22 protein-coding genes are annotated in these 24,900 nt (G+C 69.2%); 9 read left to right on the top strand and 13 right to left on the bottom strand.

Annotated elements, in window-relative coordinates; genetic code table 11:
• Positions 1 to 17 precede the first annotated feature (17 nt).
• From JOF29_RS39580 to JOF29_RS39555, 6 genes are all read right to left on the bottom strand, one after another.
• Positions 18 to 1,142: a glycosyltransferase family 4 protein gene (locus JOF29_RS39580; protein WP_209699426.1), complete on the bottom strand. Its 1,125-nt coding sequence runs from the start codon at positions 1,140 to 1,142 to the stop codon at positions 18 to 20.
• Positions 1,139 to 2,386 carry a M48 family metallopeptidase gene (locus JOF29_RS39575; protein WP_307863922.1) on the bottom strand — a complete coding sequence of 416 codons (1,248 nt, stop codon included), beginning with the start codon at positions 2,384 to 2,386 and terminating at the stop codon, positions 1,139 to 1,141. Before JOF29_RS39575 ends, JOF29_RS39580 begins: the two co-directional genes overlap by 4 nt.
• Complete coding sequence (locus JOF29_RS39570; protein ID WP_209699425.1) at positions 2,379 to 3,836, bottom strand: gluzincin family metallopeptidase; 1,458 nt, start codon at positions 3,834 to 3,836, stop codon at positions 2,379 to 2,381. Before JOF29_RS39570 ends, JOF29_RS39575 begins: the two co-directional genes overlap by 8 nt.
• 89 nt (positions 3,837 to 3,925) lie before the next feature.
• Positions 3,926 to 4,987 (bottom strand): C40 family peptidase, encoded by a 1,062-nt coding sequence (locus tag JOF29_RS39565; RefSeq protein WP_209699424.1) that lies wholly within the window; start codon positions 4,985 to 4,987, stop codon positions 3,926 to 3,928.
• A gap of 298 nt (positions 4,988 to 5,285) precedes the next feature.
• The gene (locus JOF29_RS39560) at positions 5,286 to 5,489 is read right to left on the bottom strand and encodes a hypothetical protein (RefSeq protein ID WP_245359887.1); all 204 of its coding nucleotides are present in this window, start codon (positions 5,487 to 5,489) and stop codon (positions 5,286 to 5,288) included.
• Between the two features lie 108 nt (positions 5,490 to 5,597).
• Positions 5,598 to 6,905, bottom strand: a complete 1,308-nt coding sequence (locus tag JOF29_RS39555; RefSeq protein WP_209699422.1) for an NYN domain-containing protein — start codon at positions 6,903 to 6,905, stop codon at positions 5,598 to 5,600.
• Between the two features lie 174 nt (positions 6,906 to 7,079).
• Between JOF29_RS39555 and JOF29_RS39550 the strand changes: the two genes are divergently transcribed.
• From JOF29_RS39550 to JOF29_RS39540, 3 genes are all read left to right on the top strand, one after another.
• The gene (locus tag JOF29_RS39550) at positions 7,080 to 8,888 is read left to right on the top strand and encodes a DEDD exonuclease domain-containing protein (protein WP_209699421.1); all 1,809 of its coding nucleotides are present in this window, start codon (positions 7,080 to 7,082) and stop codon (positions 8,886 to 8,888) included.
• Between the two features lie 79 nt (positions 8,889 to 8,967).
• The gene (locus tag JOF29_RS39545; protein WP_209699420.1) at positions 8,968 to 9,252 is read left to right on the top strand and encodes an Lrp/AsnC family transcriptional regulator; all 285 of its coding nucleotides are present in this window, start codon (positions 8,968 to 8,970) and stop codon (positions 9,250 to 9,252) included.
• A 1,214-nt stretch (positions 9,253 to 10,466) separates the two neighbouring features.
• Positions 10,467 to 12,647, top strand: a complete 2,181-nt coding sequence (locus JOF29_RS39540; RefSeq protein ID WP_209699419.1) for a hypothetical protein — start codon at positions 10,467 to 10,469, stop codon at positions 12,645 to 12,647.
• Between the two features lie 364 nt (positions 12,648 to 13,011).
• Here the strand turns inward: JOF29_RS39540 and JOF29_RS39535 are convergent, their stop codons facing one another.
• Entirely contained in the window at positions 13,012 to 13,632 is a 621-nt protein-coding gene (locus tag JOF29_RS39535; RefSeq protein WP_209699418.1) for a hypothetical protein, read from the bottom strand.
• A 525-nt stretch (positions 13,633 to 14,157) separates the two neighbouring features.
• Between JOF29_RS39535 and JOF29_RS39530 the strand changes: the two genes are divergently transcribed.
• On the top strand, positions 14,158 to 14,832 hold the full coding sequence (locus JOF29_RS39530; RefSeq protein WP_245359885.1) for a hypothetical protein: 675 nt from the start codon (positions 14,158 to 14,160) through the stop codon (positions 14,830 to 14,832).
• 47 nt (positions 14,833 to 14,879) lie between these two features.
• Here the strand turns inward: JOF29_RS39530 and trpD are convergent, their stop codons facing one another.
• The 3 genes from trpD to JOF29_RS39515 are packed head-to-tail and all read right to left on the bottom strand — an operon-like array spanning position 14,880 to position 17,311.
• Positions 14,880 to 15,923, bottom strand: a complete 1,044-nt coding sequence (gene trpD / locus JOF29_RS39525) for an anthranilate phosphoribosyltransferase (protein ID WP_209699416.1) — start codon at positions 15,921 to 15,923, stop codon at positions 14,880 to 14,882.
• A 4-nt stretch (positions 15,924 to 15,927) separates the two neighbouring features.
• A complete protein-coding gene (locus JOF29_RS39520; RefSeq protein ID WP_209699415.1) occupies positions 15,928 to 16,347 on the bottom strand; it encodes an Rv3143 family two-component system response regulator in 420 nt (139 codons plus the stop codon).
• A 46-nt stretch (positions 16,348 to 16,393) separates the two neighbouring features.
• Positions 16,394 to 17,311 carry a cytochrome c oxidase assembly protein gene (locus JOF29_RS39515; RefSeq protein ID WP_209699414.1) on the bottom strand — a complete coding sequence of 306 codons (918 nt, stop codon included), beginning with the start codon at positions 17,309 to 17,311 and terminating at the stop codon, positions 16,394 to 16,396.
• 142 nt (positions 17,312 to 17,453) lie between these two features.
• Between JOF29_RS39515 and ctaE the strand changes: the two genes are divergently transcribed.
• From ctaE to qcrB, 4 genes are read left to right on the top strand one after another with little or no spacing between them, the layout of a single operon-like run.
• Positions 17,454 to 18,056, top strand: coding sequence for an aa3-type cytochrome oxidase subunit III (gene ctaE, locus JOF29_RS39510; protein ID WP_209699413.1), 603 nt, complete (start codon positions 17,454 to 17,456; stop codon positions 18,054 to 18,056).
• Positions 18,053 to 18,919 carry a cytochrome bc1 complex diheme cytochrome c subunit gene (qcrC, locus tag JOF29_RS39505; RefSeq protein ID WP_209699412.1) on the top strand — a complete coding sequence of 289 codons (867 nt, stop codon included), beginning with the start codon at positions 18,053 to 18,055 and terminating at the stop codon, positions 18,917 to 18,919. The genes ctaE and qcrC overlap by 4 nt, the downstream gene beginning before the upstream one ends.
• Positions 18,916 to 19,968, top strand: a complete 1,053-nt coding sequence (gene qcrA, locus JOF29_RS39500) for a cytochrome bc1 complex Rieske iron-sulfur subunit (RefSeq protein WP_307863921.1) — start codon at positions 18,916 to 18,918, stop codon at positions 19,966 to 19,968. Before qcrC ends, qcrA begins: the two co-directional genes overlap by 4 nt.
• The gene (gene qcrB / locus JOF29_RS39495; protein ID WP_209699411.1) at positions 19,965 to 21,638 is read left to right on the top strand and encodes a cytochrome bc1 complex cytochrome b subunit; all 1,674 of its coding nucleotides are present in this window, start codon (positions 19,965 to 19,967) and stop codon (positions 21,636 to 21,638) included. The genes qcrA and qcrB overlap by 4 nt, the downstream gene beginning before the upstream one ends.
• Positions 21,639 to 21,702: 64 nt before the next feature.
• Here qcrB and JOF29_RS39490 read toward each other — a convergent pair whose 3' ends face one another.
• The gene (locus tag JOF29_RS39490) at positions 21,703 to 22,167 is read right to left on the bottom strand and encodes a MarR family winged helix-turn-helix transcriptional regulator (protein ID WP_209699410.1); all 465 of its coding nucleotides are present in this window, start codon (positions 22,165 to 22,167) and stop codon (positions 21,703 to 21,705) included.
• Positions 22,168 to 22,208: 41 nt separating this feature from the next.
• Here JOF29_RS39490 and JOF29_RS39485 point away from each other — a divergent pair, with 41 nt between their 5' ends.
• Complete coding sequence (locus JOF29_RS39485; RefSeq protein ID WP_209699409.1) at positions 22,209 to 22,982, top strand: alpha/beta hydrolase; 774 nt, start codon at positions 22,209 to 22,211, stop codon at positions 22,980 to 22,982.
• 50 nt (positions 22,983 to 23,032) lie between these two features.
• On the opposite strand, the gene JOF29_RS39480 is transcribed toward JOF29_RS39485, so the two are convergent.
• Positions 23,033 to 24,271, bottom strand: a complete 1,239-nt coding sequence (locus tag JOF29_RS39480) for a L,D-transpeptidase (protein WP_307863920.1) — start codon at positions 24,269 to 24,271, stop codon at positions 23,033 to 23,035.
• A 196-nt stretch (positions 24,272 to 24,467) separates the two neighbouring features.
• Entirely contained in the window at positions 24,468 to 24,863 is a 396-nt protein-coding gene (locus tag JOF29_RS45780; protein ID WP_209699407.1) for a cytochrome c oxidase subunit 4, read from the bottom strand.
• Between the last annotated feature and the right edge of the window lie 37 nt (positions 24,864 to 24,900).

Genomic DNA, 24,900 nt, shown 5'->3' with positions numbered 1-24,900 from the left:
GTACACGACCTCCGCCGTCAGATGTCCAGCAGTTCTCGCAGCGTGCCGCCCGACCGCCCCCAGCCCCACTCGCTCTCGACCCACTTCCGGCCGGCTGTCCCCAACTCGGCGCAGTGCCCGGCGTTTGTCAACAATCCGGCAATTCGCGCACCCACGGCCGCCGGGTTGTACGGATCGACCAAGTAGCCCGTCGTACCGTGCAGAACCGTGTCCCCCGCCCCACCCGAATCCCCCACGACAACGGGCTTCCCGCAGGCGGACGCCTCCAGCGTGACGATCCCCAGCGCCTCCGGCTCCAACCCGAACCGCCGCGTCCGGCACGGCATTGCGAACACGTCCCCGGCATCGACGTACGGCGGAATCTCCGCCCACGGCACCGGCCCCGTGAACACCACCGCATCGGCCACTCCGTACCGACCGGCCAGCTCCTCCAGATACCCACGATCCGGACCACCGCCGACCAGTAACAGCCGCGCCTCCGGCACCGCCTGCCGCACCCGCGGCCACGCCCGGATCAACGTGTCCTGCCCCTTCCGCCGGATCAGCCGCGACACGCACACCACCACCGGAACCCCGGCCAGCCCGAGCCCCTGACGGATCTGCTCCCCACCGACCCCCGGATGGAAGCGCACCGAATCCACCCCTGGCGTCAGCCGCCGTACTACGGCTGTTGACGACAGCGCAGGCCTGATCTGCTCCTCGCACCACCCGGACACCGTCGTCAGCGCGTCGGCCGCGTCCCCGATCCGCCGCAACGCCTGCCGCGGCCCCGGTACGCCGGCCCACCACGTCTCGTGCCCGTGCGTCATCGCGACGATCCGCCGCGCCCCCGCCCGCCGCAACGCCGGCCCCATCAACCCGAGCGGCGCCGCCGCCCCGAACAGCACCCGATCAGCGCCGTACGACCGCATCAAACCCACGGCCCGCTTCGTAACGCGGGCCGTCGGCAACAACATCGACGTCCGGTCGCGTACGACGGGGAACGGCAGCCGCGCGTCGTACGCCGTGTCGCCCGGCTCCCGCGAGGTGTACACGACGACGTCCGGAAGCTCGTCGCACAGCTGATCACACAGGGAGCGCACGAACGTCTCGATCCCGCCCTGCCGCGGCGGGAAGTCGTTGGTGACGACCAGAACGGTCATCGCTTCGCCAGCGGCGGCACCGTGGAGCCGTTCTGCGCCGCCCACGCCCGTCCCATCGCGATCCGCTCCGGCGGCGTCGGGTGCGTCGCGAACATCCAGTACCGCCAGCCGCTCGGGTCCAGGCCGGAGATGTTCCGGACCGCCAGATCGCGCTGCATCGCGACGAAGTCCTGCGGATCGTTCGTCAGCCGCAGCGAGTGGTAGTCGGCGCGCGCCTCGATCTTCCGGCTGACCAGGTTCTGCACCGGACTCGCCAGTGTGGTCGCGGCGACCACCAGCGCGACGAACAACCCGGTCCGGCGCGGATCCGCCATCCGGGCCCCGAGCAACAAGTACAGCACGGTGATCCCGAACGCCGTACCGAGCACACCGATCAGCGTGCCGTGCAGTACGTCGTCCTCGGCCGCGTGCCCGAGTTCGTGCGCGACCACGAGCCGGATCTGCGCGGGCGGTGTGTCCTTCAGCAGCGTGTCGTACACGACCAGCCGGCGGGTCGACCCGAAGCCCGAAACGTACGCGTTCAAGGCCGTCGTCCGCTTCGACGCGTCCGCGACCAGCACGTCTTTGACCGGTACGCCGTCCTGGTCCGCGAGCTTCAGGAAATCGTTGCGCAGGGCACCGGCCGGCATCGACGTGAAGTGGTTGAAGCGCGGCTCCACCAGCACCGGGTACGCGAACGACACGCCGAGCACCAGCAGGGCCGCGATGATTGCGCCCGGCAACCACCAGCCGCGCTGCGAGCGTTTCGCCAGCGCGATCAGCAGGACCGCGATCACCGCGACGCCTAGCGACGTGAGCAGCCAGTTGACGCCACGGTCCCAGACCCACAACCGCCAGTTCTCGACCGAGAGTCCGTACTTCAGGCTGACCCGCTCCGCGAGCACGTCGGTGGGGACGGTGAGCAGGTTCGTGATCAGGGCGATGCCCGCGACCGTGACCGGTACGGCGAGGAACCACGGGCGGACGCGCAGCGCGTCGTACAGCCGGCGGCCCAGCGGGCTGAAGCCGATCACCAGCGGGACCACGACCGAGATGATCCAGGACGTCGTCGACCACTTCAGGATCTCGTGCCGGAACGCGTTCTGGCGGGCGATCTGGGCGCTGGTGAAGTCCAGCGCGGCGTCCGGCTTCGGCAGGTCGATCAGGTGCCACGGCGTGCTGACGGCGATCGTGAAGACCAGCGCGAGCGCGAGCAGACCGCCCGTCGCGCGCGGAGCCCACACGCCGGCCGGGCGCTTAGGCACCGGCGAGCCTCTTCAGGTACTTCTGCCACTGGGCCACGAACTCGGCCTCGGTCATGCCCAGCACCGACTTGAACGCATCCGCGAGGCCGGTCGTGCTCCCCGACCGGTCCACGGCGCGGTAGAACGCCACCAGCTTGTCCTGCCCTTCACGCTCCGCGATCAGCCGGTTCGCCAGCCACGCCGACTCGTACGCCTGCGGCAGGTCGGCCGCCGACGCCGCGAACGCCTCGGGTGTCGGCAGCGTGGCCGGCACCTTCCCGGCCCGGACCGCCTTGAACAGCTCCTTCGCCGCCGAGTCGTCCTGCACCGGTACGGCGGTGAACGCGACGTAGTCCGCGAACCCCTCGGCCAGCCACAACGGGACCGGCGAGGCGGTGGCGTTCGAGGCGACGTGGGTGGTCTCGTGGGTCAGCACGATCCGGCGCCCCTGCTTGCCGAGCTCCTCGAACAGCTTCGGGTTCGCCACGATCCGCACCGGGGCGTTCGCGGCCGGCTGGTCCAGCTCGGCCATCGTGACCGCGGCGATCTGGGTGTACGTGTTCGGCTGGGCGCCGAGGATGCCCTCCATCTGGGCCTGTCTGGCGGGCAGGTAGACGATCACCTTCTGCCGCCACTTCTTGCCCCACACCTTGGACACCGACTCGACCGCCTTGTCGGCGACCGGGACGTAGCTCTTCGCGTCGGTCGCCGACCCGAGACCGATCACCAGACTGCGCTTGCCCTTGGCCATTTCGAGCGGACCGAGCGCCCACACCGGACGCCGCTGCCCGGCCGCGAACCGCTCCGAGAACGATGCGGCGTACGTCTTCCCGTCGCGGGTCACGAACGTCACCGGGAGGGTCTCGCGGGCCGGCGTCACGTCGAACCCCGACAGTTGCCAGGAGACCTCGACCTGCGCGAGCCACGCCTGCGTCCCGCCGAGCTCGAGCTTCCGGTCCGGGGTCAGTCCGCTGGCGTCTTCGCTCACGTAGCGCAACTGGAACGTGCCGAGCGGGAGTGTGCTCAGGTTGCCGAAGATCATCCGCGCGGTGGCCTGGAAGGCGGTCGAGTTCGGGTCGATGGTGTTCAGGAACTCGCTGCGGTGGTCGGTCGCGACCGCGTCGGCCATCTTCTGCAGTACGGCTTCGCCCGCGACCGCGCGCTGGACACCGGCCTGCGCCTGGTCCGCGCTCGGCGTCGAGACCGGCTGGTGCGATCCCCGCGTGTTCGGGCCGGCGGGCGCGTTGGCGATGTACTGCAGTCCGGCGTACCCGGCTCCGGCGACCAGGCAGACGGCCAGCCCGAGAGCGACCTTCTTCAGGATCGGCGCGACCGCACGCGACTTCCCAGGGTGGTAGTCCAGCTTCTCTGGGTCACCGCCGGACGGGACCACCGGCAGCGGAACCGTATCGCCATGCTCGTCGATCACCTCGGCCCCTCGCTGCTCACCTGCCCCAGTCAGGCGGGACACCCGGCCTCCTCCGACAGTACGGCATCACGAAACGTCGTCGGCTCCGGGGAGGGAACTCCCGGAGCCGACGAGGATGTCAACGGTGCAGGTCAGCCCGGGCGGACAGCCGAGTTGTACGGGTTCTCGTCGAGCGGGGCGATCTCGACGCTCTTGCCCGGACGCGGGGCGTGCACGATCCGGCCGTTGCCGAGGTAGATGCCAACGTGGCTGATCGGGCTGTAGAAGAACACCAGGTCGCCCGGCATCAGCTCGGACTTGCTGACCGGGCGGCCCTCGCCGGCCTGGGCAGCCGCGGAGTGCGACAGCGAGACGCCGGCCTTGCCCCAGGCGTACATGGTCAGACCGGAGCAGTCGAACGAACTCGGGCCGGCCGCGCCCCACACGTACGGGTCGCCGAGCTGCGCCAGCGCCGCGTTGATCGCGATCGCCGCGCGGCCGCTGGCCGGGATGTTCGGCAGGCTCTTGTCGTTGCTGGTCCGGCTGCCGTCGCGGGTCGGGCGCTGCTTGCGCGCGTTCTCCGCCGCCTTGGCGTTCTCTTCCTGGATCCGCTTGCGGTCGGCCGCGCTGAGCTTGTCGAGGACCTTCTGCGCGGTGTCGAGGTTCGCGTTCAGCTGGTTGACGAAACCGGACTGCTTCGACTGCACGGCCTGCAGAGCGCCCAGCTCGGTCTGCTCGCTGGCCTGCAGGTCGGTGAGCTTGCCCTGGGCGAGCTGGTACCGGCGGAGGGCCGAGTTCTGCTGGCCGGCGAACGCCTGGGCGGTCGACGCCTGGTTGAGGAACTGGTCCGGGTTCGTCGAGAGCAGCAGCTGGGCGGTCGTCGAGATGCCCGAGGTCTGGTAGCCGGCCACCGCGAGGGAGCCGATCTGCCGCTTCACACCGTCCACCTGCGCCTGCTGCTTGGCGATCCCGGCCTGCAGCGCCTTGACCCGCGCCTTCGAGGCGTCGATCTGGCCGCGCAGGCCGTTCGCCGACTCACCGGCCACCTCGGCCTGGTGCTGGAGCGCGGCGACCTGCTTCTTCGCGTCCGCCAGAGAGGGTGTGGGGTCGGCGTCGGCCGCTCCCTGGATCAGGATCACGCCCGCAGCGACAGCCGTGCTGGTGATGGCGGCGAGGGCGATTCCCTTGGTGCGGTTGATGCGTCCGATGGACACAGCCCGGTCGGTCCCTTCCTCTGCTCGCGCCGTCCCCGTTGACCAGGCCGGCCGCGAACATCACGTCCGCGGATCCGCCGGGTCACTCCCTCGGCTTGCCGCTGCCCGGTCGGCCGGAGCGGCCGACACCCTGAGGCAACGAGACGTACAGTAGTGACCGTTTCGTGACCAGTGCAATTCGCCCCTCGGGTTTGATCGAAAATTAACGAAGCGAGTTCCCGGCCAAACGGCCGTTTCGCCTTCCGTTACAGGGGTTCCGGCCACCACCGGCAGGATAGTCCTGACAAACACCGGCGTGTCAGCCGGTCTGCTCGTCGGGCCGGTTGTCCGGCTCGATGCTGCCGACCGCGTGCACGAGCCGCAGCGGCGGGACCAGACCCGAGTCGGCCAGCGCGTCCAGGGCGGCCTTCTCGTCGTCGTCGATGCGCAGACTGCCGGACCGTTCGGCCGACAACCCAAGCACCACCGTGACGACACAGTCCTGGCATCCCGGACCCTTCATCACACAAGCGTCGCAGTCGATCAGCACAACATCCTCCAAGTGGGGAAGCACCCGGACTTGCATCCGGCTGAGAAGGACGCTAGAGACCCCCACCGACAGTTTCTGCGACTACGTCCGCGCGATCCGGGTGACCAGGCTGGCCGACGTGAGGGCGCGGGCGCCGAGTTTGACGATGCTCTCGGCAACTTCGCGGTCGGTGGAGACGACCACCACCGGGCGGCCCGGCGGCTCGGCGCGGACCAGTTGCCGGATCACCTCGTCGGCGATCACACCGGCCGGGCTGAACCGCACGCGGACGCCGCGCGGCGGGTTCAGCTGCACCGGCCCGGACAACTCGGCGCCGTCGAACACCACCGTGACCTCGATGCGACGCTGCGCAACCAGTGCCCCCAGAGCGGTCACCAGGCGCTGCCGTTGCGAGTGTAGCGGCGAGTTCGGCCAGGCGGTCTTGGTCACGTTGTACCCGTCGATGATCAGATGCACCTGCGGCAACGACAGGAGCTCGTCGAACAGCGCCGGGTCGTCCTCGGGCGCCGTACGTCCGACCGGCGCCGCCTCGGGCGCGGAACCGGCCACCGTGTCCGCCGGACGGAACTCTCCCCCGGGCGGGAGTGCCAGCTCACGGCGCAGGCCACTCGCTGCCTCCAGCAACGTGTCCAGCAGCAGCCGGGTACGTGTCGTCGCAAGCTCGCGCTCTTGTCCCGCCGTACGCCGGGCTGCGTGCTCGACCGCTTCCAGCTCGGTGATGCGGGCGCGCAGCTTGCGCAGCTCACGATCGACCTCGGCCCGTGCCGCGTCGACCCGCTCGTCCGCGGTCGCGGCCTCCTTCGTGCGTTGCTCGAGCTCGGTGTGCAGACCGGTGATCCGCTGCCGGGTCTCGTTCAGCTTGCGGCGGAGCGTGACGTTCTCGGCCTTCAGCTCGTTGACCTGTTCACGAAGGCGTTCGCGGACCTGACGGGTCTCGGTGCGGGCTTGGTCGAGCTGGTCGGACAGCCGATGGACAGCTTCGGCGTCGGCGCGCGGGTTCTCCACCGGGACCTGCGCGGCCGCCGCCAGATGCTGCTCCCAGTCGTCCGGACGGAGCAGGTAGGCGAGCGCCGCGACCTCCACCGGGTCCGCGGCCGGTACCGGTACGCCGTCCGCGACGGCGTCGCCGAGCTCCGGGTGCTCCCGCCGTACCTCGAACGCGGTGAGCTTCCGGAAGTGGTCGTCGGTCTCCAGGATCGGGCCGAGCACCGACGCCGAGAGCTTCGCGCGCTTGGCCGGCGCGAAGCTGGCGAACCGGCGCAGCGGGGCCGGGATGTCGGTCGCGGGGAGCTGGCCGAGTGCGTGCGCGGCGAGGGTCAGGACGCGTTGCCGGACCGGTTCAGGCAGAGTCGTGGCGGCAGAGCTCGCGGCGGTGCCGGCCTCAGTCACCGGTCCGCAGTCCGGCTGGAACGGCGACCGGGAACGGCCGGTGACGCAGACCACACCGACCGGGCCGCCGGCCCTGATCCTGAGTGATCGCCTGTGTACGCATACCTAGAGCCTAGTCGACTTGCAGGCGTGTCACCTGCGGAATTGTCGGTGGCGGCTCCTAGCGTCGTGACCATGACCAGCCCAGGGCGTGCACCGGCCCAAGGATCAGCACTGGATTCGCAGCTGCCGATCCGCGGTGTCCAGCACAGTTTCGACGACCTGGGTACGCCGCTGCGCGACATCACGTTCTGCATCGTCGACCTGGAGACGACCGGCAATCCTCCGGGCGAGGGCGGCATCACCGAGATCGGCGCGGTGAAGGTGCGGGCCGGTGCGGTGATCGGCGAGTTCCAGACGCTGGTCCATCCGTCCGAGCCGATCCCGCCGTTCATCGCCGTACTGACCGGCATCTCGGACCTGATGGTTGCCTCGTCACCACGGATCGAGTCGGTGCTGCCGGCCTTCCTGGAGTTCGCGCACGGCTGTGTGATGGTCGCCCACAACGCGCCGTTCGACATGGGCTTCCTGAAGCACGAGACCCAGGTGCACGGGTACGACTGGCCCGACTTCGCGGTCGTCGACACCGCACTGCTGGCGCGCCGCGTGATCACCCCGGACGAGGCGCCGAACTGCAAGCTCGGCACACTGGCCAAGTTGTTCCGCACGACGACCACGCCCAACCACCGGGCGCTGTCCGACGCGCGCGCCACGGTCGACGTGCTGCACGGCCTGTTCGAGCGGGTCGGGTCGTTGGGCGTGCAAACGTTGGAGGACCTGCAGACGTTCTCGTCCCGGGTCGCGCCCGCGGTCCGGAAGAAGCGGCACCTGGCCGAGTCGTTGCCGCACGCACCGGGTGTGTACCTGTTCACCGACGACCGCGGCGAGGTGCTGTACGTCGGCAAGTCGAAGGACCTGCGCACCCGCGTCCGCTCGTACTTCACCGCCTCCGAGACCCGGAACCGGATCGGCGAGATGGTCGGCATCGCCACCGGCGTCCGCGGTATCGAGTGCGGTACGCCGCTGGAGGCCGCGGTCCGCGAGCTCCGGCTGATCGCGGAGCACAAGCCGCGGTACAACCGGAAGTCGAAGTTCCCCGAGCGGCAGCACTGGCTGAAGGTCACGGTCGAACCGTTTCCGCGGCTGTCGCTGGTCAAACAGATCCGCGACGACGACGCCGGGTACCTCGGTCCGTTCAGCTCCCGGAAGACGGCCGAGCGGGCGATGGCCGCGCTGCACGAGGCGTTCCCGATCCGGCAGTGCACCGCGCGGATGTCGAAGCGCCCGTCGCTGTCGCCGTGCGTGCTGGCCGAGATGGGCCGCTGCGTCGCGCCGTGCGACGGGCGGATCTCGGCGGATTCGTACGGCGAGTTCGTCACCGGGCTGCGGTCCGCGCTGACCGTGGACCCGACGCCGGTCGTCGACGCGCTGGACCGGCGGATCGACGTACTGTCGGCGGACGAGCGGTTCGAGGACGCCGCTGTGCACCGGGACCGGCTGAGTGCGTTCGTGCGGAGCTCGGCGCGGATGCAGCGGATGGCGTCGGTGACCGGGTGTGCGGAGATCTGCGCGGCGCGGCGTACCGACGACGACGGCGGCTGGGAGCTGCACGTGATCCGCCGCGGCCGGCTCGCGGCGGCCGGGTTCAGCCCGCGCGGGACCGACCCGCGCCGGCACCTGGAGATGCTCCGGGCGTCGGCCGAGACGGTGCTCCCCGGGATCGGCCCGGTCGCGACGGCGTCACCGGAGGAGATCGAGCTGATCCTGCGCTGGCTCGAGCTCCCCGGCGTCCGTCTGGTCGAAATGGACGGCACCTGGACCTGCCCGGTCAGCGGCGCCGGCCGGCACCTGACCCGCCTCGACAACGCCCGCAGCGACCTGCACCAGCACCCCACCGAACGCCGCCGCCACCTGCGCCCGCTCGGCCCGGCCCGGGTGGGTTGAGCGTCGGTCCACGACGACCGCACTATGCTTCAGCGGGTCTGTTTCGGTTGGGTTCAGAGTGTTCAGAGGAGAGGACGGCATGGTCACCGCGATCGTGTTCATCAAGGCCGACGTCGCACGGATCCCGGAGGTCGCCGAGGCGGTGGCCGCGATCGACGGCGTCAGCGAGGTGTACTCCGTGACCGGCGCGCTCGACCTGATCGCGCTCGTCCGGGTCGCGCACCACGACGACCTGGCCACCGTCATCCCCGAGCACGTGAACCGGGTGGCCGGGGTGCTCAGCACGGAGACGCACATCGCGTTCCGCGCGTACTCCAGCCACGACCTGGAAGCAGCCTTCAGCCTGGGCGAGGACGGTGTCTGAGGACTGGTCCATTCCGGTCCGACTGACACGAGCTGAAGTTACGGTGAGCACATGAACGTCTGGGGTCAGTTCGTCGCCGACCAGCTCCGCGCGTGCGCGCCGACGGTGCAGCGAGGACGCGGATGAGCAACCCACCCGCCGGCTGGTACCCCGACCCCACCGGCCAACCGAAAACGATCCGCTTCTGGAACGGCGAGAAGTGGACCAACCAAACCGACCACGAGGACCAGGCCGACCGCCTCTCCGCAACACTGCCGGAAGTCCCCGCCACGCCCGCCGCTGCCCCAGAGCCGTCTGCGCCCGACGCGACGCCACAGCCGCCCAGCACGCCCAACCAGCCGACGTGGCCCGAGCAGACCGCCCCCACCGAGCAGCCGTGGTCCGGCCAGGAGCACCCCCGCGACGACCAGTGGTCGAGCCAGCAGTCCAACACGCCTGACCAACCGGCGTGGTCCGCAGACCAACAGCCGTGGAGCGCCGACCAGTTCACCTCCTACGACCAGGCCGACCCCAACACCGAGCAAACCCAGATCCAGCCGTGGTCGGGCGACCAACAGCCCTGGGCCGCTGACCAGTTCGCGTCCTACGACCAGCCCACGCCAGACCAGTGGCCAGCCGACGGCAATCACCAAGAGCCGAACGCCCCACAACACCCCTGGCCAACCCAACAGCCCTGGTCAAACGAGCCCGCCAGCTCACAACCCTGGCCAACCAATACCCAGGCCCCAGACAACCAGCCCTGGCCCGCCAACGACGCAACCGCAGCCAACCAGCCCTGGTCACCCCAGCAACAGCCAGACGGCCAACACACGCCCGCCCCCCAGCCGCAACAGCCCTGGCCGTCACAGGACACACCTGCGGCCGACCAGCCAGAGCAGTTGGCCGACGGCGGACAGACGCAGAGCCCCCAGCTGGCAACCACACCGCCGGCAACCGCACAAACGAGCCCTGCCCAGCCGTCTCCCGCCTCCCCCCAGCAGACGAGTCCTGTGCAATCGGACGACGCGGGTCCACGGGACGCCACACAGACCCCTGACACCCCAGGAACACGTACGTCCAGCCTGCGATCGGTAAACGCATCCGATGCAACCAACGCTCCCCAGGACGCCCAAGCCGACGCCGGCTGGTGGCAACCGTCCGCGACCCCGCAACTCTGGGGCACACCACAGTCCGCCGACACCACCCCCGCGAACGACGGCCCTCGCCTCCGCGCCGTGTCCCCCGACGAGTACGTCCAGCCGCAGGCGTCCGCGCACCCCGCCGACGTCCAGCACTCCTACGTCCAGCACTCCTACGTCCAGCACCCCGACGTCCAGCACTCCTACGTCCAGCACCCCGACGTCCAGCGCACCGACGTACCCACCCCAGACAACGCCCCAACCCCAGCCGAACGCGCCCGCGCCACCTGGGGCGCCCCCGTACTCGCCCCAGCCCCCGCCGAACACTGGACCCAACGCGACATCGCCGAAGTCCAAGCAGCCGAAGCCGCCCTGGCCGCCAACGCCGACGAACCAACCCCAGAACAACCCACCGCCCCCACGCTCCGGCTGGCCCCAGCCCCCACAGCCGAACCCGCCCCGACCGGCACACAGCCAACGACCACCCAGCGCCCAGGCCCGCAGGCCGCCGACGCACCGTCGGCCGCCACGCCACCAGCGGACGCGGAAGCAGCAGGAGCCCCGCCAGCAGGCGCTGGTAGGTCGGCGACTGCCGGTGTAGGCACGGCTGCTGCGCTGGGTGGAGCGGCTGCGTTAGGTGGGGCAGTTGCAGCCGCGGCCGCTCAGCAAGCGTCCGACGCGCCACCGAACACCTCCACCCAACCCACCGATACGTCGTCGGCGGCAGGTGGCGCGGATGGCGCGGCGGTGGTGGAGGAGACGGCGGTGCGAGCAGCGGATGACGAGGCGGCTCGGCTGGCGGCTGAGGACTCCGAGGCGGCTGTGCTGCAGCCTGACTGGGGTAGCCAGGGTGGTGGGGATCAGTCCGACCCGGCGGGCGACGTACCCGCGTGGGGTGTCGAAGCCGGCGACGAAGACGACCTGACGACCCCCGAGAAGGCCAGCCCGCTCTGGACCGTGCCCGAGTCGACCGACTCCACACCGGACCAGCCTGTCCAACTCTGGGGCGACCAGAACCAGAACCAGTCGAGGACCGACCAGCAGCCCGCCAACCAGAACCAGGGCTGGCGCGACCAGCAAGTCGGCAACCAGAACTGGAACCAGCAGCCCCAGCAGCAGAGCCAGAACTGGAACGCCCAGCAGTCCAGCACCGAACAGCAGTCTGCACAGCCCCCGCAGACCTGGGGCTCGCAGCAGGGCGCAGCAGGTACGGACGCGCCGGCCGACAACGGCTGGGGCGTAGGCGACCAGCACGGCGTACAAGAATCAGGCCCGTGGGGCCAGCAAGCCCAGGACAGCCAGCAGAACAACGGCCAGAGCTGGCCAGTGCAAGAGCCCGCCGACCAGCAACCCAACAACGGCTGGGGCAACAACCAGCAGCAGACCGGTCAGCAGGGCGGCCCCCAGCAGTGGGGCGCTCAGCAAGGCAGGGGTACCCAGCAGGCGCCGCAGCAGGCCTGGGGCGAGGACGGGAACGAAGCCTGGGGCGGTAAGGCCGACCTGAGCTCGGGAGTCGGCAAGCGGGACAAGGGCAAGAGCAAGAAGGCCAAGAGCCCCGGTGGCGGCGGACCGTTCGGTGGGAAGCTGCCACTGGTGGTCGGCGGCGGCATCGCGCTGGTACTGCTGATCGTGGCCACGATCGTCCTGCTCACCAACCACAACGACAAGACCGCAAACCCGGACCCGACCGGTACGCCGACACAGAACGCGTCGCCGGAGCCGACGGGTGGAGCCACGCCCGGCCAGTCCAAGAACCCGAAGCTGCACGAAGGCACCGGCCGAATCGCGTCGACGGCGATCTCGTTCCCGCGCCGGAAGCCGCCGTGGTCGGACCGCATCCGGCTGATCCAGCAGCTCCAGCACTCGAACGGCCAGCGCATCGTACTGACGGAGAGCGCCGTCGGCTCGGACGACTGGTCCGCGGACATCTTCGTCGGCGGGCTCGGTACCGGGTCCGGGTTCACCGGCGACCCGAAGGCGACCGCGCTGTCGCTGACGGCGCAACTGCACGACGGCGGCATGTACGGCAACATCCCGGTCACCTTCAAGCCGCTCGCGAACGGCGCTGTGAAGCGATCCGACAAGTCCGGCTGGTTCGTCCAGCAGACCGTGACAACGACGGCCGCCAAGGTGACCGATCGCGTGCTGACGCTGACGGTGGTCGTCTTCGATCTCGGCGACGGTACTGCGGTCGCGTACATCAGCGAGATCCCGAACAACCGCCCGGATCTGAAAACGGCCGCAGACGAGGCCTTTAAGGGAATTCAAGTTGGCTGACAACAACGAACAGAATCCGCCTGCCGAGGACGGCTTTGAGCCTTACCCGGGTACGACGGGCAGTGAGGCACGTTCCGCGGCAGGCGATCCGCTGGCCGGTACGCCGGTGGCGCCCCCCGCACCGGCGCCCCGCCCCAACCAGCCGGACCCCAACGAACCACCCTCATCGGACGCCCTGTTCGGCCAGTCCCCCGCACCAGCACCACCGCCCCAGCCCCGCCCACAACACGCGGCCCCACCCCAACAACCCCCCTGGACCAACCAACAAAGGCCGGACGCCCAGCAGCCGGCTGGGCCGAGCGGCCAGCGGCCAGGTGGCCAACAGCCGCGTGCACAGCAGCCGAGTGAGTCAGGCGGCCAGCAGTTAGGTAGCCAGCAGGTGAGTGGCTGGCAAGCGAGTCCGCAGTGGTCGGATGGCCGGCAGGAGCCCGGGGCGCAGGCACCTGGCCAGCAGCCGTCGAGCCAACAGCAGTCGCCAAGTCAGCAGCCAGGAGCGCAACAGGCACGTCCACAGCACGCGGCTCCCGCGGCAGGCCCGCAGTACCCCGTTCAGCAGCAACAACCAATCCCACACAACCAGCCGGGCCAGCCACAGGGCTGGCAAGGTCCGAGCGGACAAGCCGACCACGCGCCGGGCGCACCGGGGCTGGGCGGTCAAGCTGGGGCTGGGCACGCCGGTCAGACGCCAGGTGTACCAGGGCAGGGCGGGCAGGCGTGGGCTGCGGAGCAGGCGCCGCAGCAGGCCGGGCAGCAGGCCGGGCAGCGGCAGGCTGGGTGGCAGGCGCAGGCGATGGGACCGCAGGCTGGCGGACAGCAGGCTGGCCAGTCCGGCAGTTCCCAAGGTGGCACGCTGGGCGGTCCGCAGGCTGGGCGGCCAGGCATGCAGAACGTGGGGCCGCAGGACGGGCAACGGCTCGGTCAGCACGGTGGACCTCAGGGCGGCCAGCAGCCAGGTGCGCAAGGCGCCCGGCAGCCAGGTCAGCACGCAGCGCCTCCGGGCGGACCGCCGGGTACACAGGGCGGTCCCCAGGGTGGTCCGTACAGCGGCCAGCCCGGTGGGCAGGTCGGTGGTGCGCCCGGTGGGCGGCCGGCGCCTGCTGCGTTGGGTGAGGCGATCTCGCGGGCGGCTGGGCCGTATGCGACGCCGGCAACTGGTGGGCATGGCGCGAGTGGACAGAGGGCTGGGCACAGCTCTCCCACAAGCGGCCACACACCAGGGTCAGGTGCAGTTGGTGGGCACGGCGGCTCGGCTGCATACGGTGCGGGGCCAGGGGCCGCCGGGCAGAGTAGTGCCGGCTCGCAGGGTGCTGGCACGCAGTCGGGTGGCGCGCACTCCGGTGCGGCACACTTCGGTGGCGCGAGCTCCGGTGGCGCGCACTCCGGTGTGGCGCACTTCGGTGGCGCGAGCTCCGGTGGGGCGCACTCGGGAGGGGGTGTTGGTGGTTGGTTGAGTGGTGGGTCGGTGGGGGGTAACGGCCGCGCGCGGGTGATTGGGGCCGTGGTGCTGGTCATGGTCGCATTGGCGGCTACTGGGTTGAGTGCGGGCTGGGTCTGGAACAAGGCCGACGCCCTCACCCCGGTCGCGCTGCCCTCCACGGGCAAGCCGCTCGAGACCGTCAACCCGTCGGCGAAGCCGACCAAGACGCAAACGCCGTACGGCAAGGTGATCGGCACCGAGATCGTTGCCTCGAACACCGACACGATGCCGATCATGAGTTCGGCCTGGGGCAACTCGTACGAGCGCACCGGGCTGTGGGGCGGCGCCGCGATCTGGCTGACCGTGCACAACAACTACGACGGCAAGGGCGCGACCTGGGGCAACTACACGTCCTTCGGCCAACTTCCGCCGGACATCGCGTACAAGAACACCCCGGCCGGTCTCAAAGCGGCCGCGATCCAGGTCGGGGTCCGCGCGATCACCAACCTGTACGACAAGAACGCACAGGTCATGAAGGGCACGCAGCACAAGGCGATCTCGGTCAACGGCCACCCGGGTCACGAGATCGTCGCCAAGGTGGTCGTCAAGGTGCCGAAGCTGGCCGAGACGTACTCCACCGTGATGATCGCGGTGGTCGACCGCGGCGACGGTACGGCGGACGTGTCGATCGCGGACATCGCCGGCTCCACCCCGGCCTGGCAGAACGTCTGGCGCAACAAGGTCAGCCAGATCAAGATCAGCAAGTAGCAGAGGGGCCGGCCGGAAACCCGGCCGGCCCCTTCGCACAGCAGCGATCAGCCACGCACCTCGGCGCAGGCCGCGATCCACCGGTCCAGCACGTCCTTCGCGGCACCGGAGTCGAGCGCCTCGGCGGCCCGGTCCATCCCGGTCCGGATCCGTTCGGTCACGGTGCCGGCCACCGGCGTGTACGCCGCCAGCGCCGCACCGGCGTTCAGCAGTACGACGTCCCGCACCGCCCCCGGCTCGCCCTCGACCAGCGCCCGCACGACCTTCGCGTTGTACGTCGCGTCCGCGCCCCGCAACGCGTCCGCGGACACCGGCTCGATGCCCAGCTCCCGAGGATCCAGCGTGACCGGCCCCTCGACCTTCCCGCCGCCGACGACCCACACCTGGGACGTCGTACGCGTGGTCAGCTCGTCGAGCCCGTCGTCGCCGTGGAACACCAGCGCGTCGATCCCGCGCCGCGCGAGCACCCCGGCCATCAGCCCGGCGACCCGCCCGTCGGCGACCCCGACGGCCTGCGCCGACGGGTCGCCCGGGTTCGCCAGCGGGCCGAGCAGGTTGAACGTCGTCGGTACGCCGAGCTCGCGGCGCGGCACCGCGGCGTTCCGCAGCGCCGGGTGGAACGCGGCCGCGAAGCAGAACGTGATCCCGGCCCGCTCCGCCACCTCGGCCACCTGCGGGCCGCTGAGGTCGAGCGGGATCCCGAGTTCCTCGAGTACGTCGGCGGCGCCGCACGCGGACGAGGCCGCCCGGTTCCCGTGCTTCACGACCTTCGCGCCGGCACCGGCGGCGACGATCGCGGACATCGTGCTGATGTTCACGGTGTGGGCCTGGTCGCCGCCGGTCCCGACCACGTCCAGCGTCCGGCCGGGGACGGTGATCGGGGTGGCGAACTCGCGCATCGTCTGCACGAGGCCCTCGACCTCGGTGACCGTCTCGCCCTTGGACCGCAGCGCGATCACGAACCCGGCCAGCTGGGCCGGCGTCGCGGCCCCGGACAGGATCTGCTCCATCGCCCACGCGGTGGCGGCGGCCTCCAGGTCCTCGTGCTGCAGCAGCGGCCCGATGACGTGGGACCAGGTGTAGGCGACCATGGAGTCAGGACGTGATGGCAGGGAGCGTGGCCAGCCGCTGCCGGAGCAGGTCCGCGGTGACCTCGGCGAGCTTGATCGGGTCGATCGGGTGTGACACCGCGCCCTCGGCCCGCGACCAGGTCGCCAGCCACGCGTCCTGCGGGCGACCGGTCAGGACCAGCACCGGCGGGCACTGGAAGATCTCGTCCTTCAACTGCCGCGCGATCCCCAGGCCACCGGCCGGAACGGCTTCGCCGTCCAGGATGGCCAGGTCGATCCGGCCCTTGTCCATGGTCTTGATGACGGCCGGCTCGGTCGCGCACTCGACGTACTCGAGCTCGGGCAGATCGGCCGCCGGCCGCTTGCCGAGGGCCAGCCGGACGGACTCCCGCGTCGTACGGTCGTCGCTGTAGACCAGGACCCTCAGCGGACGCTCTGAACTCATCGATCCATCCCAAGCTGTGTTCTAAAGAAGACTGGACACCCGAATGCTACCGGGGCACCTGTCCGGCCCTGCGAGCCTGTTCCTCCAACCGGTCCAGACGCCGGTCCTCGCGGCGCGCCTCACGCTGCGACTCCCGTACCCACTGGACGAACAGTACGGCGAAGAACATCACGCCCACGATGTCGCCGGAGCCCCACAGCAACCCGCCCGCGATGTACTGGTCGTGCAGCGGCGACGGCGGCCAGGCCCGGGCGAAGCTGGTGTACCAGTCCTCCGCGATCAGCTTGTTCGCCGACATGATCGTGATCCCGAGGAAGGCGTGGAACGGCAACGTGAGGAACGTCATCAACAGCCGGAACGGGTAGATCACCCGCCCGGGCACCGGATCCAGCCCGAGCAGCGGCCAGAAGAACAGGGATCCGACCAGGATGAAGTGCAGGTGCAGCAGGTCGTGCAGCACGGTCGACCGGAGCGTCGCGTCGTACCAGCCGCTGAAGTACAGCGCCCACGGGCTCAGCACGAACAGCGTGAACCCGATCAGCGGGAAGCAGATCACCTTCGCGAACCGCGAGTGCAGCACGGACAGCAACCACTTCCGCGGCGGTTGCGGCAGCGTCCGGAGCGCCAGCGTGACCGGGGCGCCGAGCGCCAGCGCGAGCGGCGTCAGCATCGACAGGATCATGTGCTGGACCATGTGCACGCTGATCAGCACCGTGTCGTAGGTCCCGAGCGCCGACTGGGTGGCGATCACGGCGCTGCCCAGACCGACCCCGACGAACGCGAACGTCCGGCCGCGGGACCACTTGTCGCCGCGCTTGCGCAGCTTGTGGACGCCGTACAGATAGAGCGCTCCGAGCACCACGATCACGCCGAGTAACACCGGTTCGAAGGTCCATGCCGTCAGCAACCGGAGCGCTGTCAGCGGCTCGATCCGGTCACCCGGAGTGGCGTGAAGGGGAAGCACGGTTCCACAGTAGGAACAGCTGGCCGGCGACATGCACGGGGGTGGTCGTAGCGTTGAACGCGCGGACCGACATAATGACCGCGTGGCCACTGCAACCGCGCTCCCAGCGTCTCGTGAACACGGTCATGCCGACCGTCCCAGCATGGTCAGTGTCGGCACGATCGTCTGGCTCTCGAGCGAACTGATGTTCTTCGCCGCCCTGTTCGCGGCGTACTTCACCATCCGGTCGGTGACGACCGCCGCCGCAGCTCCCGGAACGGACACGCTCTGGAAGCTGATGACGGAGCATCTGGACGTCCCGTTCGCCGCGGTGAACACGACGATCCTGGTGCTGTCGTCGTTCACCTGCCAGTTCGGCGTCTTCGCGGCCGAGCACGGCCGGGTCGGCCGGACCGGCTCGGCGCTGAACCCGCGGACGTGGGGCATGCGCGAGTGGTTCATCCTCACCTACCTGATGGGCGCGGTGTTCGTCGCCGGCCAGGTGACGGAGTACACCGGGCTGGTGCAGGAGGGCCTGACGATCTCGTCCAACGCGTACGGGTCGGTGTTCTACCTGGCCACCGGGTTCCACGCCCTGCACGTGACCGGCGGCCTCATCGCTTTCGTGTTCGTCCTGGCCAGGACGTACATGGCTCGTAAGTTCACCCACGAACAGGCCGTCTCGGCGATCGTCGTGTCGTACTACTGGCACTTCGTCGACGTGGTCTGGATCGCCCTGTTCGCGACCATCTACCTGCTCAAATGAGTGAGAAGAGAAATCCCTTGTCACCGGCGCGCTTTCTCTCCGCGCGACGACGGCACCGGTCCGCCGGCCTCGTCGTGCTCCTGTTCGGCCTCCTGGCAGTCGGCTCGGCGTACGCCGCCTTCGCCCCTGACAACGCCGTGGCGGACAACTCGGCCCAGTCGCAGCAGATCGAGGAGGGCAAGAAGCTCTTCGCGGTCGGCTGCTCCAGCTGCCACGGTCTCAACGCCGAGGGCGGTACGAACGGCGCGGGCAAGTTCACCGCGCCCTCGCTGATCGGTGTCGGAGCGGCCGCGGTCGACTTCCAGGTCGGTACCGGCCGGATGCCGGCCCAGCAGCCGGGTGCGCAGATCCCGCGCAAGACGCCGGTCTACTCGCAGGCCGAGATCGAGGCCCTGGCCGCGTACGTCGCCTCGCTGGCCCCCGGCCCGGCCGTCCCGGCCGCGGACTCGTACGACGTGAGCAAGGCCACCGACGAGCAGGTCACCCGGGGCGGCGAGCTGTTCCGCACCAACTGCACCGCGTGCCACAACTTCGCCGGCCGCGGCGGTGCGCTGCCGAACGGCAAGTACGCGCCGTCGCTGATGGGTGTCAGTGAGAAGCACATCTACGAGGCCATGCTGACCGGCCCGCAGCAGATGCCGGTCTTCTCCGACCAGGTCATGCTGCCGCAGGACAAGCAGGACATCATCGCCTACCTGAAGGCGCTGCAGAACCAGAAGGACCCGGGCGGCTTCGGCCTCGGCCGGCTCGGCCCGGTCTCCGAGGGTCTGTGGGGCTGGGTCGTCGGAATCGGCCTGCTGGTCGCGGTAGCGGTCTGGATCGGCGCCAAGGGCGCCAAGGCCAAGGGAGCGAAGGCCGAGTGAGCGACGAGAAGAACCTTCCGGCGAAGGTGGAAGACGAGCACGGCACCGCCGTCGAGGTGGCGGAGCCGATCCCGGACCCCGGCATGGAGCCGCACGAGCCGCGGATCACCGACATCGACCCGAAGGCCGCCGACCGCGTCGAGCGCCAGGTGTCGGCGATGTTCGGCCTGGCGACGCTGCTGGTGCTCGGCGCCTGTGTCGCGTACTTCGCGATCCCGCGGGACGCCTACATCCAGTTCGGGCCGCTGACCGGCAACGCGAACAACATGACCCTCGGCCTGTGCATCGGGCTCGCGCTGTTCCTGATCGGGGCGGGCGCGATCCAGTGGGCCAAGAAGCTGATGGTCGACGAGGAGATCGCCGAGGACCGGCACGCCGCGCACTCGTCGCCGGAGCAGATCGCCGAGATCACCGAGGCGTTCAAGGAAGGCGCCGCGGAATCCGGCTTCGGCCGCCGCAAGATGATCCGGAACTCGCTGATCGGCGCCCTCGGCGCCCTCGGGCTGCCGGCCATCGTGCTGCTCCGCGACCTCGGCCCGCTGCCCGGCCGCGCGCTGTACAACACGATCTGGGCGAAGGGCATCCGGGTCGTCAACGACGTCACGAACCGCCCGATCAAGCCGTCCGACCTGGTCGTCGGCCAACTGGTCAACGGCGCGCCGGCGAACCTCGCCCCGCTGCAGGAGCAGAACCCGGTCGAGTACCAGAACGCCCGGGCGAAGGCCGCGGTGATCATGGTCCGGATCAAGCCGAGCGAGATCCGCACCAAGCCCGGCCGGGAGAACTGGGGCATCGACGGGATCCTCTGCTACTCCAAGATCTGCACCCACGTCGGTTGCCCGATCTCGTTGTACGAGCAGACCACCCACCACGTGCTCTGCCCGTGCCACCAGTCGACCTTCGACCTCTCCGACGGCGCCAAGGTCGTCTTCGGACCTGCTGCCCGCCCGCTTCCTCAGCTACCGTTGGCACTGGACAGTGAGGGCTACCTGGTTGCGCAGAGCGGCTTCACCGAGCCGGTCGGCCCGAGCTTCTTCGAACGAGGGTGACAACAGTGTCAACAAGCACAGAGTTCCCCGGACCGGTGAAATGGTTCGACGACCGCCTCGGCATCGCGAAGATCGGGAAGAAGAACCTCCGGAAGATCTTCCCGGACCACTGGTCCTTCATGCTGGGCGAGATCGCGCTCTACAGCTTCATCATCCTGATCCTGACCGGCACCTTCCTGACCTTCTGGTTCAAGCCCTCGATGGCCGAGGTCCAGTACCAGGGTTCGTACAGCCTGCTCAAGGGCGTGCACATGTCGGAGGCCTACGCCTCCACGCTGAACCTCAGCTTCGACATCCGCGGCGGTCTGCTGATGCGGCAGATCCACCACTGGGCGGCCGTGCTGTTCATCGCCGCGATGATGGTGCACCTGCTCCGGATGTTCTTCACCGGCGCGTTCCGCAAGCCGCGTGAGCTGAACTGGCTGATCGGCTTCGGGATGCTGTTCCTCGGCATCATCGAGGGCTTCATCGGCTACGGCCTCCCCGACGACCTGCTGTCCGGTACCGGTCTGCGGATCACCAACGGCATGATCCAGGCCTCACCGGTGGTCGGCACGTACATGAACTTCTTCATCTTCGGCGGCGAGTTCCCCGGCGGCGACTTCGTCTCCCGGTTCTTCATCGCACACGTGCTGCTGATCCCGGGCATCATCCTCGGCCTCGTCACGGTGCACCTGTTCCTGGTCGTGTACCACAAGCACACGCAGTACGCCGGTCCCGGCCGGACGCAGAACAACGTGGTCGGCTACCCGCTGTTCCCGGTGTACACGGCCAAGGCCGGCGGCTTCTTCTTCGTGGTCTTCGGTATCACCGCGCTGATGGGTGCGCTGATGCAGATCAACCCGGTCTGGCTGTACGGGCCGTACGACCCGGCCGCGGTGACCGCGGGTTCGCAGCCGGACTGGTACATGGGCTGGCTGGAAGGCTCGGTGCGTATCTTCCCCGGATTCGAGTCGCACTTCTGGGGCATCACCCTGAGCTGGAACCTGATCATCCCGGCGCTGATCGTGCCACCTGCGTTCGTCACCCTGGTCGCGCTCTATCCGTTCATCGAGGGGTGGATCACCGGCGACAAACGCGAGCATCACCTGCTGGACCGGCCCCGGGACGTGCCGACCCGGACCGGCATCGGCGTCGCGTTCATCACGTTCTACGCCCTGCTGTGGGTCGGTGGTGGTAACGACGTCCTCGCCACGCACTTCCACATCTCGCTGAACAGCGTGACCTGGTTCCTGCGGTTCGCGGTCATCCTCGGCCCGATCCTGGCCTTCTGGATCACCCGCCGCTGGGCGATCTCGCTGCAGCGGGCCGATCAGGACCGCCTGCTGCACGGCCTGGAGACCGGTGTGATCGTCCGGTCCGCCGAGGGCAAGTACACCGAGAAGCACCAGCCGATCTCGACGTACGAGGCCTACTCGCTCACCGCGCGGGACCGCATCCTGCCGCAGGAGATCGGCCCCGACACCGACGACAACGGCGTCCGCGCTCCGCGGAGGGCCCTGAACAAGGCCCGCGCCGCCCTGTCCCGGTTCTACTACGCCGACGCGGTCCAGAAGCCGACCACAGAGGAGATCGAGGAGGCGCACGAGCACGCTCACGACGCCGACGAGATCCACGAACTGACGGAGGACACGGAGACCTACCGCGAGGTCACCAGCGACCACTCCTGACGCTCAAGCACCAAGCGAACGGCCCCGGGCAAACGCCTGGGGCCGTTCGCTTTTTGCGCGTCGATCAACCGATCGCCTGCGCCATCGCTGTGAGCCACTGCTTGAGTGATTCCTGGTCAGCGGAGCTCAGTTCGGCTGTCTGGGCGGCCATTCGGTTGAGGAGGGGGCCGAAGAAGTGCCAGCCGAGTTCGACTGCGCCGTCGGAGACCTGCAGCTGGGTGCTGCGGCCGTCTGAGCGGCTTCTGAGGCGTTCTACGTGGCCGGCGGCCTCCAGGCGGTGGATGACTGCCGTTGTTGCTTGAGAGGTCATTCCCAGCTGTTGAGCGAGCCAGCTGGGCGTGGCCTCGGTTCCGGCGCGTTCGGCGTCCAGAAGGCGGACCAGCGCCCGTACGTCGGTCCCGTGCAGTCCGGTCGTACGGGCGAACTCCCCGACCGCGAGCTCGAGCCGCAGCGCGACGTCTCGCAGCAGGTGTACGACCTCCAGCGCGGCCGCCCGTTCGGGGTCGGCCGGTGTCACTCCTTCACGCATGACCCGCACTTTACCTCACTCAGTGAGCTATTGTCGGCGACATGAGCTTTCAGGACGCGTACGCCGCGCTGCTCGAACGCTGGGGCGTACCGGTCGAGCACTTCGACATCGCAGGCACCCACGTCAACGTCTGTGGCCCACCGGACGCCCCACCAGCCGTTCTACTCGCGGGCCACGGCGCGACTGCACCCGTGTGGTTCGCGGTCGCGCCACTCCTCGCGGAGCGCTACCGCGTCTATGCACCGGACCTCCCAGGCGACGCAGGCCTCAGTACCGCTCCCCCACCTCGCACCGTGACCGACCTCATGACGTGGTTGTCCGGCGTCCTGAAGGGCCTCGACGAACCACTGCTGATCGGCCACTCGTACGGCGCCTGGATAGCGCTCACGTACGCACTCCAGGCCCGCGTCCGGAAGCTTGGCCTGATAGACCCCACCGACTGTTTCACGGGCCTCAAGCCGACGTACGTGGCCCGCGCCCTCCCAATGCTCCTACGCCCCTCAGAAGCCCGCTACGAGTCCTTCATCTACTGGGAGACCCAGGGCCTCCCAGTAGACCCCAGTTGGCTCGGACTGGCCGCTCTGGGCTCTTGTCAGCCAACAGCACGCCCCGTCAAGCCCCAGCACCCCAGGAGCTTCCAGGACCTGCCACAAACGGTCGTTGTGGTTGCCGACCGCACCAAGGCTCACGACCCACACAAGTTGGCCCAGAGAGCGGCCTCAGCCGGCGCAGCCGTCGTCCATCTGCCCACTGCCACCCACCACTCGCTCCCAGCCCTCCATGCCGACGAGCTGATCGCGGCTCTGGGCATATGAAACGGCCCTGACACCCGGGCGGGTGTCAGGGCCGGTCAGGGAGTGCGTGGTCAGGACAGGGCGGAGCCGGACTTGTAGGCGGCCCAGGTGGTGTTCCAGTCGGTCCAGCCGTTGCCGGGCTCCATGGTGCGGGAGGTGCCGGTGACGGTGACCGGGTCGCCGACCAGGGTCTGGCCGAAGTACCACTGGGCGTCATTGAGGCTCATGCCGACGCAGCCGTGGCTGACGTTGGCGCTGCCCTGGCTGCCGGCCGACCACGGTGCGCCGTGGATGAACTCGCCGGAGCTGGTGACGCGCTGCGCCCACTTCACGTCCGGAATGTTGTAGTAGTTCGGGTCGCCGGGCTTGATGCCGACGGTCGCCGCGTCCATCCGCTTGGTCGTGAACTTCTCCATGATCAGCTTGACGCCGCTGCGGGTGGTGAACCCGTCCTTGCCGGCGGTGATCGGGATGGTCCGGGCCAGCTTGCCGTTGATCGTGACCGTCATCACGTGCTTCTTCACGTCGACGTGGCTGACCACGGACTTGCCGATCGTGAAGTCGACCGTCCGGTTCGACACGCCCCAGGTGTTGTTTCCGGCGTTCACACCTTGGAGGTCGACCTTCACGGTCACCTTGGTGCCGACCGGCCAGTAGTTCTTCGGCCGGTAGTTGACCTGCGTGCTGTTCACCCAGTGCCACGTGCCGTCGACCGGGACCGACGTCTTCACCGAGAGCCGCTTCTCGACCGCGGCGCGGTCCTTGACCGGGTTGGTCCAGTAGATCTGGACCGGGTACCCGACGCCGACGGTGTCGTTGTTCAGCGGAGCGATCGCGGACTTCAGAGTCCTGTTCGCCTTCAGCGTCTTGAAGCTCGAGCTGACCGGCACGGTAGCGCCGTCGGTGCCCTCGGCCGAGCCGCTCAGGGTGTATGTCGCGCCCGGCATCAGCAGGTCGGCCGATGTCCACTGCGTCTTGTCCGCGTTGAAGTTCCCGGTGACCTTGTCGCCGTTGTCGTCCTTCAGCGTGATCGCCGTCAGCTTGCCGCCCGTGCTGGTGACCGTGACCGGCTTGTCCGGCTGCACCGACGTGGCGCCCTTGGCGGGCACTACAGCGATGCTGGCGGCCGGGCTGTTCGACGGAGTGGTCGACGTACCGGGCGTGCTCGAGGCACCCGGCGTACTGCTCTGCGACGTGGAGGCGCCAGGCGTCGACTGCCCGCCGCTACCGTTGGCCTTCGTGTCGCCGCACGCCGTACCGGCCAGCAGCAGGACACAGATTCCCGCCACGGCAAGGCCGTACTTCCTCACCGAACCGTTCACCATTCCCCAGCTCTCCCCTGTTTAGTCAGACCGCGGTAAGGGTAACCTGCCGCGGCGACAATTCCATGCATCGCACGCAACCGTATTGGTACGGACCAGAACCCTCCGCACCCACAACACCCTTAAGACGCACGAAAACGCCGCCCGGTTCGTTCCCGGACGGCGTTTTTCGTACGACTCTCAACTAGTGAGCGTGGTCACCGCGGTAGTACTCGAAGATGAACCCGCTCAGCGTGATGATGCCGATCCCGACGCCGGCGATGAACAGCCACCAGCCGAACACGACGCCGAGCACGACCACCGACAGGGTCAGCGCGCACCACAGCGGCCACCAGGAGTACGGCGGGAAGAAGCCGAGCTCGCCGGCTCCGTCGACGACCTCCGCCTCCTTGCGGTCCTCCGGGCGGGCGTCCATCCGGCGCGCCGTCACGCTCAGGTAGAACGCCACCAGCAGCGACAGGAAGAACGTCATGACCAGCGCGGTGGTACCGGTGGGGTCCTCCGACATCAGCCAGTAGATCGGCGTGACGACCACCAGGAAAACACTCAGGATCCCGAAGACCCAGGCCTCGACCTTCACGCCTCGTCCTTCCCGTCGGTCTCCGGCTTGCCGGCCT

The organism is Kribbella aluminosa, from assembly GCF_017876295.1.
GTDB classification, from domain to species: Bacteria; Actinomycetota; Actinomycetes; order Propionibacteriales; family Kribbellaceae; genus Kribbella; species Kribbella aluminosa.
Note: the sequence above shows the minus strand (reverse complement) of the source record. Positions and strands in the feature narration are given on the sequence as shown.